Source organism: Candidatus Streptomyces philanthi (assembly GCF_059553635.1).
On the sequence record NZ_JCANQV010000244.1, the window covers coordinates 1 to 9,014 of the forward strand.

Genomic DNA, 9,014 nt, shown 5'->3' on the forward strand with positions numbered 1-9,014 from the left:
CCACCAAGCTCGTGGTCTCCGAAGGCAGCCTCACCGGCACCACCGTCGCCCTCCAGGGACAGACGATCACGCTGGGCCGCGCGCACGACTCCACGATCGTGCTCGACGACGACTACGCGTCGAGCAGGCATGCCAGGATCTATCCGGACCGTGACGGCCAGTGGATCGTCGAGGACCTCGGTTCGACCAACGGCACGTACCTGGACCGGAGCCGGCTGACGACCCCGACCCCGATCCCGCTGGGAGCCCCGATCCGCATCGGCAAGACCGTCATCGAGCTGCGGAAGTAGTACGACAATGAGCGAGCGGAGCGAGCGAGCCGCGGCGGTCCACTCGACGGCCCCGGGCATGCTCCCGACCGGAGGGTGGGCAGTGTGGCTCGACGAGACCGGCTGTACCCCGAGCCGACGGGAGAGGTGCGCATGAGCCTGTCACTGCGCTTCGCCGCCGGGTCCCACAAGGGCATGATCCGCGAGGGCAACGAGGACTCCGGCTACGCCGGCCCCCGCCTCCTCGCCATCGCCGACGGCATGGGCGGCCAGGCGGCCGGCGAGGTCGCCTCCTCCGAGGTGATCTCCACCCTCGTCCAGCTCGACGACGATGTGCCCGGCTCGGACATCCTCACCTCCCTCGGCACCGCCGTGCAGCGCGCCAACGAGCAACTGCGCGTCATGGTCGAGGAGGACGCTCAGCTCGAAGGCATGGGCACCACCCTGACCGCACTGCTGTGGACGGGCCAGCGGCTCGGCCTCGTCCACGTCGGCGACTCCCGCGCCTATCTGCTGCGCGACGGTGTGCTCACCCAGATCACCCAGGACCACACCTGGGTCCAGCGCCTGGTCGACGAGGGCCGGATCACCGAGGAAGAGGCCACCACCCACCCGCAGCGCTCCCTGCTGATGCGCGCGCTGGGCAGCGGCGACCACGTCGAACCGGACCTGTCCATCCGCGAGGTGCGCGCCGGCGACCGCTACCTGATCTGCTCGGACGGACTGTCCGGCGTGGTCAGCCACCAGACGCTGGAAGAGACGCTGGCGGGCTACCACGGGCCGCACGAGACCGTGCAGGAGCTGATCCAGCTCGCGCTGCGCGGCGGCGGCCCCGACAACATCACCTGCATCGTCGCCGACGTCCTCGACGTGGACGGCTCCGAGACGCTCGCCGGGCAGCTCAACGACACCCCCGTCATCGTCGGCGCCGTCGCCGAGAACCAGCACCAGCTCAACGACCCGAGCACGCTCCAGACGCCCGCCGCGCGCGCCGCCGAACTCGGCCGGCACCACGACGGGCAGTCCGCCGCGGGCGCCTTCGGCCCGCCCGGGAGCGGGAACGGCGAGGCGGCGGGCCCAGGCCAGGGCTCGTTCGACGCGTTCGCCGACGAGGACTTCGTCAAGCCCCGGCGGCGCGGTGTGTGGATCAAGCGCTCGCTGTTCAGCGCGCTGGCGCTGGCCGTCGTCGGCGGTGGTCTCTACGCGGGCTACGGCTGGACGCAGAACCAGTACTACGTGGGCACCAAGGACGACCACATCGCGCTCTACCGGGGCCTGAGCCAGGACCTGGCGTGGTTCTCGCTCAGCAAGGTCGACCAGGACCACCCCGAGATCGAACTCAAGTACCTGCCGCTGTACCAGCGCAACCAGGTCAAGGAGACGATCGCGGTCGACAGCCGCAGCCAGGCCGTCACGAAGATCGCCGAACTGGGCAAGCAGGCCAACGCCTGCCGCGTCAAGGAGCAGCGGGAGGCCGCCGAGCGCGCCGAGGCGGACTCCAAGGGCAAGAACGGCACGGGCACTCCCGGTCAGCACGGCAAGCCCGGGACGCCGACGGCGCCGCCCACCGACGGTGTGCCGGTCACCCCGACGCCGGGGCACTCCGCCGTACCCGCCGTGCCCGGCGCCTTCGCCGCGACGGCCGACCCCGCGGCCGGCACCAGCAACGCCCCCTCCGCAGAGGAGCAGCAGAAGCTGGAGAAGAATTGCAGCACCCAGCAGTGAGGGCGTAGGGGGCCGTACACCACATGAGCAGTACCACCAACACCACCACCATCGGCACCATCGGAGCCCCGAGCCGCCGCAACACCGAACTGGCACTGCTCGTCTTCGCCGTGCTGATCGCGGTGTACGCGTACATCAACGTCGGTCTGGCCAAGGAGCACACCGTGCCCGCCGGCGTCCTGGGCTACGGCCTCGGGCTCGGCCTGTTGGCCGGCGTCACCCATCTCGTCGTCCGCAAGTGGGCGCCGTACGCCGACCCGCTGATGCTGCCGATGGCCACCCTGATCAACGGTCTGGGCCTGGTCTTCATCTGGCGGCTCGACCAGGAGCCCTCGCTCGGGGCGGCGATGGCGCCCAACCAGATGATGTGGTCGACCCTCGGTGTCGCCCTGTTCATCGGCATCCTGATCGTCCTCAAGGACCACCGCGTCCTCCAGCGCTACACCTACATCTCGATGATCGTCGCGCTGGTCCTGCTGATCGCGCCGATGTTCTTCCCCGGCGTCAACGGCGCCAAGATCTGGATCACGATCCCGGGTCTGGGTTCGTTGCAGCCCGGCGAGTTCGCGAAGATCATCATCGCGATCTTCTTCGCCGGCTACCTGATGGTGAAGCGGGACGCCCTGGCACTGGCCAGCCGCCGCTTCATGGGGATGTACCTGCCGCGCGGCCGCGACCTCGGGCCGATCCTCGCCATCTGGGCGCTGAGCCTGATGATCCTGGTCTTCGAGACCGACCTCGGCACCTCGCTCCTCTTCTTCGGCCTCTTCGTCGTCATGCTGTACGTCGCCACCGAGCGCACCAGCTGGATCGTCTTCGGTCTGCTGCTGAGTGCGGGCGGCGCGGTGGCGGTGGCCACCTTCGAGTCGCACGTCCAGTCCCGCATCCAGAACTGGCTCAACCCGCTGGCGCTGGAGAACGGCGGTGTCACCGAGACCGCCCAGGCGATGTACTCCTTCGGCTCGGGCGGCATCCTCGGCTCCGGCCTCGGCCAGGGCTACTCCCGCCTCATCCGCGGCATCGCCCCCAAGAGCGACTACATCCTCGCCACCGTCGGCGAGGAGATCGGCCTTGCCGGGCTGATGGCCGTCCTGATCCTCTACGGCCTGCTGATCGAGCGCGGTCTGCGGACGGCGCTGGCCGCCCGCGACCCCTTCGGCAAGCTGCTCGCCGTCGGCCTCTCCGGTGCCTTCGCCCTCCAGGTCTTCGTCGTCGCCGGCGGTGTGACCGGTCTGATCCCGCTGACGGGTATGACGATGCCGTTCCTGGCCCAGGGCGGTTCGTCCGTGATCGCGAACTGGGCGCTGGTGGCGATCCTGCTCCGCATCAGCGACACCGCGCGTCGTCCCGCACCGACGCCCGCACCGTCCACCGACGCCGAGATGACCCAGGTGGTCCGCCCGTGAACAAGCCCCTGCGCCGGGTCGCGATCTTCTGCGGCCTGCTCGTCCTCGCCCTGCTCGTCCGCGTCAACTGGGTGCAGTTCGTCAAGGCCGACGAGCTCAAGAACGACAAGCACAACCGCCGGGTGGCCATCGAGCGCTACAGCACCCCGCGGGGCAACATCATCGTCGACGGCAAGGCCATCACCGGCTCGGTGGTCACCGACCACGGCGACTACAAGTACAAGCGGACGTACAAGAACGGCAAGATGTGGGCGCCGGTCACCGGCTACGCCTCGCAGGCGTTCGACGCGAACCAGCTGGAGAAGCTGAACGACTCCATCCTGACCGGCACGGACGACAAGCTGTTCTTCAGCCGGACCGTCGACATGCTCACCGGCCGCAAGCCGGCCGGCGGTGACGTCGTCACCACCCTGGACGCCAAGGCCCAGAAGGCCGCCTTCGAGGGGCTCGGCGACAAGAAGGGCGCGGTCGCCGCGATCAACCCGGAGACCGGCGCGATCCTGGCCCTGGCCAGCACCCCGTCGTACGACCCGTCCACCTTCGCCGGCAACACCGACAAGGACTCCGAGGCGTTCAACGCGCTGCTGAAGGAGAACAACCCGGACGACCCGATGCTCAACCGGGCGCTGCGGCAGACCTACCCGCCCGGCTCGACCTTCAAGGTCGTCACCGCGGCGGCGGCGCTGGAGAAGGGGCTGTACCACGACATCGACGCCAAGACGAACTCGCCGATGCCCTACATCCTTCCGGACACCGCCGGGGTCCAGCTGAAGAACGAGGGCAACATCCCGTGCGAGAACGCCAGCCTGCGCGAGGCGCTGCGCTGGTCGTGCAACACCGTCTTCGGCAAGATCAGCGCCGACCTGGGCAACAAGGCGATGATGGAGGAGTCGGAGAAGTTCGGCTTCAACAACCCGAAGGTCGACACGCCGGTCCGGGCCTCCGAGAGCGTCTACCCCAAGGACAACCGGCCGCAGAACGCCATGGCCGGCATCGGTCAGGCGTCCAACCGCGCCACTCCGCTCCAGATGGCCATGGTCGCCGCGGCGGTCGCCAACGGCGGCAAGCTGATGCAGCCCTACATGGTCGAGCAGCTGGTCGCGCCGAACCTCAACGTCGTCCAGCAGCACACTCCGAAGGAGATGAGCCGCCCGCTGTCGCCGCAGAACGCGCAGAAGGTGCAGGAGATGATGGAGACCGTGGTCAAGAACGGTACGGGAACCACGGCCCAGATCCCCGGCGTCACCGTCGGTGGCAAGACCGGCACCGCTCAGCACGGCGAGAACAACAAGGACAACCCGTACGCCTGGTTCATCTCCTACGCCAAGACCGCCAAGGGCACCCCCGTGGCGGTCGCCGTCGTCATCGAGGGATCCGACACACTCCGGGACGACATCGCCGGCGGCAAGCTCTCCGCCCCCATCGCGAAGAGCGTGATGAAAGCCGTGCTCAGCAGCAAGAAGTGAGCCGGACCGTGCCCATACCGGTCGGATATCAGGTTGCGGCAACGGCCCGGTCCGGTACGGCACGCCGGGTACGGTATGCCCGGACAGCACACCGCCGGACCACACGCCGGTGCGGTCGGGACTGACGGAGAGGGCTGGAGAAGCTTATGGAAGAGCCGCGTCGCCTCGGCGGCCGGTACGAGCTGGGCTCGGTGCTCGGCCGCGGTGGCATGGCCGAGGTGTACCTCGCGCACGACAGCCGCCTCGGCCGCACCGTCGCGGTGAAGACGCTCCGGGCGGACCTCGCCCGGGACCCGTCCTTCCAGGCCCGGTTCCGCCGTGAGGCCCAGTCGGCCGCCTCCCTGAACCATCCGTCGATCGTCGCGGTCTACGACACCGGCGAGGACTACGTCGACGGGGTGTCGATCCCGTACATCGTCATGGAGTACGTCGACGGCTCCACCCTGCGGGAGCTGCTGCACTCCGGCCGCAAGCTGCTGCCCGAGCGGTCGCTGGAGATGACGATCGGCGTGCTCCAGGCGCTGGAGTACTCGCACCGCGCCGGGATCGTCCACCGCGACATCAAGCCCGCCAACGTCATGCTGACCCGCACCGGTCAGGTGAAGGTCATGGACTTCGGCATCGCCCGTGCGATGGGTGATGCCGGAATGACGATGACGCAGACCGCCGCGGTGATCGGCACCGCCCAGTACCTCTCCCCGGAACAGGCCAAGGGCGAGCAGGTCGACGCCCGCTCCGACCTGTACTCCACCGGCTGCCTGCTCTACGAGCTGCTCACGGTGCGCCCCCCGTTCGTCGGCGACTCGCCGGTCGCGGTGGCCTACCAGCATGTGCGGGAGGAGCCGCAGCAGCCGAGCACCTTCGACCCCGAGATCACGCCCGAGATGGACGCCATCGTCCTCAAGGCGCTGGTCAAGGACCCCGACTACCGCTACCAGTCGGCCGACGAGATGCGCGCCGACATCGAGGCGGCGCTGGACGGCCAGCCGGTCGCGGCGACCTCCGCGCTGGGCGCGGTCGGCTACGAGCAGGACCAGCCCACCACGATGCTGCGTCCGCAGGACCCGGGCGGGCAGACCGCCATGCTCCCGCCGGTCGCCCCGGACAACGGCGGTTACGGCTACGACGAGCGGCCCGACCGCCGCCGGGGCGCCGGCAGTCAGAAGAAGAGCCACACCTCGACGGTGCTGCTCGCCCTGGCCGGTGTGCTGGTACTGGTCGGCGCGATCTTCATCGGCAAGGCGATGTTCAGCAGCACCGGGTCGAACAGCCAGGTGTCGGTGCCTCCTCTCGTCGGCAAGACCCTGGACGAGGCCAAGGAGGCCGCCCGCAACGGTGACTTCACGGTCACCAAGGGCGGCACCGAGGCGTGTGAGAACGCCAAGAAGGGCCAGGTCACCAAGCAGGACCCGGAGGCCGACCAGAAGATCGACAAGGGCTCCGAGGTCACCCTGACGATGTGCTCGGGCCCGGAGAAGATCGCGGTGCCCAACGTCAAGGGGCTCACCCTCAGCGAGGCGCAGTCCGAGCTGCGCGACAAGGGCTTCTCCAAGTTCGAGACGAAGACCGTGGTCTCCAACCGGGACCCCGGCACCGTCGACGACCAGGACCCGGCGCCGAACACCAAGGCGGCCAAGGACGCCACCATCACGCTGATGATCGCCAAGGAGACCCCGAAGCAGACCGTCCCGGACGTCCGGGGCAAGGATGTCGCCGCGGCCGAGAAGCAGCTGACCGACCAGGGCTTCAAGGTCGCCAAGTCGGAGAAGGAGACCTCCGACGCGAACCAGGTCGGCAAGGTCATCGACCAGAGCCCCGGCGGCTCCACCCAGGCCGAGCCCAACTCGACGGTCACCCTGATCATCGGCAAGGCCGCGGCGCAGACGCCGGTGCCGGGCGTGCTCGGCCAGACCGTCAAGGACGCCAGGAAGGCGCTCCAGGACGCGGGCTTCACCAACATCCAGTTCGCCGAGGGCAGTTCGCAGGACGACAACGCCCGTGTCGCCAGCCAGGACCCGGGGCCGAACACCCCGTCCGACCCCGGCTCCACCACCGTGACGCTGACCACCATCGGTGGCGATCAGGGCGGTGACGAGGGCGAGCCCAACAAGGGCGGGAACAACAACCCCATAGGGGGCATCATCGGTGGCCCGTGGGGGCGCCACCACTGACGGATCGCCCGTCCGGAGGACGGCGGAGCCCCGGCACCCTGGGAAGGGCGCCGGGGCTCCTCGCGTGTGCGGGCCGTCGCGGCCCGCGGGTCAGCGCAGTTCCTCGGGGGGCGTGCGGTCGGCGTCGACCTTCTCCGTGCGTTCCAGCTCGCCCCAGACGATGTAGCGGTACTCCGAGGTGTAGACCGGGGTGCAGGTCGTCAGGGTGATGTAGCGGCCGGGCTTGCGCTTGCCGGACTCCTTGGGGACGCCGTCGAGGACGTCCACGTTGTACTTCGAGGTCTGCGGGAGGGTCGCGTAGACCTTGTAGACGTACCAGGTGTCCTTGGTCTCGAAGACGATCGGGTCGCCGTCGTGGAGCTTGTCGATGTTGTGGAACTTCGCTCCGTGTCCGTCGCGGTGGGCGGCGAGCGTGAAGTTGCCCTTCTTGTCCTGGGGCAGCCCCGACCTGACCGGCTTGGTGTAGTAGCCGGCCACGCCCTCGTTGAGGACCTCGGCGTCAGTGCCCTTCTTGACCAGCACCTCGCCGTTGTCCATCGCCGGGACGTGCAGGAAGCCGATGCCGTCCTTGGTGTCCAGTGCGCCCGGCCCCTTGGCGTCGGGGGTGGGGGCGGCGGCCGCCCATTTCTTGCGCACCGCGTCCCCTTGCTGGTCGGCCTCACGGTTGGCGAGGACGTTCGTCCACCACAGCGAGTAGACGACGAAGAGGCCCAGTACCAGCCCGGCCGTGATCAGCAGTTCGCCGAGGACGCTGACGGCGGTGGCGATCTTTCCTCGCGCGCCGCGCGCCCGGCGTGACGGTACGGACCCGCTGGCGTTCTCGTCGTGGTCCGTGGCAGTCGTCACCGCGTCGTACCCCTCTTGCTCTCGGTCAGCCGTCGAGCGCTTCCGGCTTGCCCTTGCTCCGCGGTCGCTCGTCGACCATCTTGCCCCAGACGATCATCCGGTACGTACTGGTGAACTCCGGTGTACAGGTCGTCAGGGTGATGTACCGGCCCGGCCCGCTGAACCCGGAGCCCGGCGGTACCGGACGGATGACGGAGACGTTCTTGGGGCTGGTCTGCGGAAGGATGCTCTCCATCTCATACGTGTAGTACGCGCTCTGCGTCTCCACGACGATCTTGTCGCCCCTGGTGAGCTTGTTGATGTACCGGAACGGCTCACCATGGGTGTTGCGATGTCCCGCCACGGCGAAGTTGCCCCGCTTGTCCCAGGGCAGCGCCGTCTTGATTCCGCTCTCCTTGTCGTAGTGCCCGATCATGCCCTGGTCCAGCACGGCGTGCTTGTCGATGCCCTCCGCGATCGGGGCCTTCACATCGAGCTTGGGGATATACATGATCGCGAAGCGCTCGCCGTCCGCGAGCGACTTCTTCTCCGCCACGCCCTTGTCCCACTCGTTCTGGAGGGTGTTGGCGGCGCCACCGGCCTCCTGGTGGGCCAGCACATTGGTCCACCACAGCTGGTACGTGACGAACAGCAGCATCAGCACGCCGAGGGTGATGAACACCTCGCCCACCGCACGGCTGGCGATCAGGCTGAAGCTCTCCTTGGCGGCGCGGGCGGCACGCCGGGCCTCCAGCCGCGAGGTGAAGACGGGCGGGGGCGCCGGGGGCTCGGGCGTACCACCGCGCTTGCCCCGTCCCTTGCTCCGCTTGGCGGCCTCCTGGGCGGCCTTGCGGCGGGCGGCACGGCCTCCGGGTACCGGCGCGGTTTCACGTGAAACGGCGGTCTCGTCGCCCGTTTCACGTGAAACCGCGCCGCTCTCCTCGACGGGTTTCACGGCCTGCCGCAGCGCCATGGTCGAGTCGTCCAGCAGCGGGCCGGACGCGGGGGCGGCGGAGACGGGTGAGATCACCAGCGTCTCGTCCAGGGCCGGCTCCGGCACGGGGGGCGGGGGCGCCTGGCGTGGGACGGGGGCGGGGCGGCTCTGACCAGGGACGTTCCCGGCCTGGTGGCCCGTCCCGGGCCGGACGTCGG

The 9,014-nt window shown here is 69.1% G+C and carries 7 protein-coding genes; 5 read left to right on the forward strand and 2 right to left on the reverse strand.

The window, feature by feature from the left end; translation table 11 throughout:
* From AC51EU_RS23085 to pknB, 5 genes are all read left to right on the forward strand, one after another.
* On the forward strand, positions 1-290 hold a 290-nt coding region (locus AC51EU_RS23085; RefSeq protein WP_496268955.1), incomplete at its 5' end, for an FHA domain-containing protein FhaB/FipA.
* A gap of 132 nt (positions 291-422) precedes the next feature.
* Positions 423-1,994 (forward strand): PP2C family protein-serine/threonine phosphatase, encoded by a 1,572-nt coding sequence (locus AC51EU_RS23090; RefSeq protein ID WP_496268956.1) that lies wholly within the window; start codon positions 423-425, stop codon positions 1,992-1,994.
* A gap of 23 nt (positions 1,995-2,017) precedes the next feature.
* The gene (locus tag AC51EU_RS23095) at positions 2,018-3,400 is read left to right on the forward strand and encodes an FtsW/RodA/SpoVE family cell cycle protein (protein WP_496268957.1); all 1,383 of its coding nucleotides are present in this window, start codon (positions 2,018-2,020) and stop codon (positions 3,398-3,400) included.
* Positions 3,397-4,866, forward strand: a complete 1,470-nt coding sequence (locus tag AC51EU_RS23100; RefSeq protein WP_496268958.1) for a peptidoglycan D,D-transpeptidase FtsI family protein — start codon at positions 3,397-3,399, stop codon at positions 4,864-4,866. The genes AC51EU_RS23095 and AC51EU_RS23100 overlap by 4 nt, the downstream gene beginning before the upstream one ends.
* A 146-nt stretch (positions 4,867-5,012) precedes the next feature.
* Entirely contained in the window at positions 5,013-7,037 is a 2,025-nt protein-coding gene (pknB, locus tag AC51EU_RS23105) for a Stk1 family PASTA domain-containing Ser/Thr kinase (protein ID WP_496268959.1), read from the forward strand.
* Positions 7,038-7,127: 90 nt separating this feature from the next.
* On the opposite strand, the gene AC51EU_RS23110 is transcribed toward pknB, so the two are convergent.
* Positions 7,128-7,883 carry a class E sortase gene (locus AC51EU_RS23110; protein ID WP_496268960.1) on the reverse strand — a complete coding sequence of 252 codons (756 nt, stop codon included), beginning with the start codon at positions 7,881-7,883 and terminating at the stop codon, positions 7,128-7,130.
* A gap of 25 nt (positions 7,884-7,908) precedes the next feature.
* On the reverse strand, positions 7,909-9,014 hold a 1,106-nt coding region (locus AC51EU_RS23115), incomplete at its 5' end, for a class E sortase (RefSeq protein WP_496268961.1).